1 protein-coding gene is annotated in these 514 nt (G+C 50.8%); it reads left to right on the forward strand.

What is annotated here, in order from left to right; genetic code table 11:
- On the forward strand, positions 1-514 hold a 514-nt coding region (guaA, locus tag ACS8FD_RS24670; protein ID WP_439277783.1), incomplete at both ends, for a glutamine-hydrolyzing GMP synthase.

Here is a 514-nt window from a genome sequence, read left to right on the forward strand (position 1 = left end):
TTCTGTGAGATGTTCCCTTACGATATCGACGCTCAGCGCATCCACGACTTTGGCGCCAAAGGCATTATCTTATCGGGTGGCCCTGAGAGCGTACATGCTGAGGATAGCCCGCGTATCAATGATGCGGTGTTTGAGCTCGGCGTGCCAGTATTGGGCATTTGCTACGGTATGCAAGCGATGGCAGATCGTTTCGGCGGGCAGGTTCATGCCAGTGATATCCATGAGTTTGGTGCAGCGACGATTGATGTCAATGGTCACTCGCAGCTGACTGAAGGCATTGAAGACAGCAGCACGGAAGGCAAGTCAGCCAAGCTTAATGTATGGATGAGTCATGGCGATAAAGTGATTGAAGCGCCAGCAGGCTTCGATATTGTTGCCAGCACTCCGAGCTGTCCGATTGCGATTATGGCCGATGAGTCGCGCCATTATTATGGTCTCCAGTTCCATCCTGAAGTGACTCATACCTTACAAGGTGAGGCGTTGCTTAGTCGTTTTGTACATCAGATTTGTGATT

It is taken from the genome of Psychrobacter sp. 1U2 (assembly GCF_051847575.1).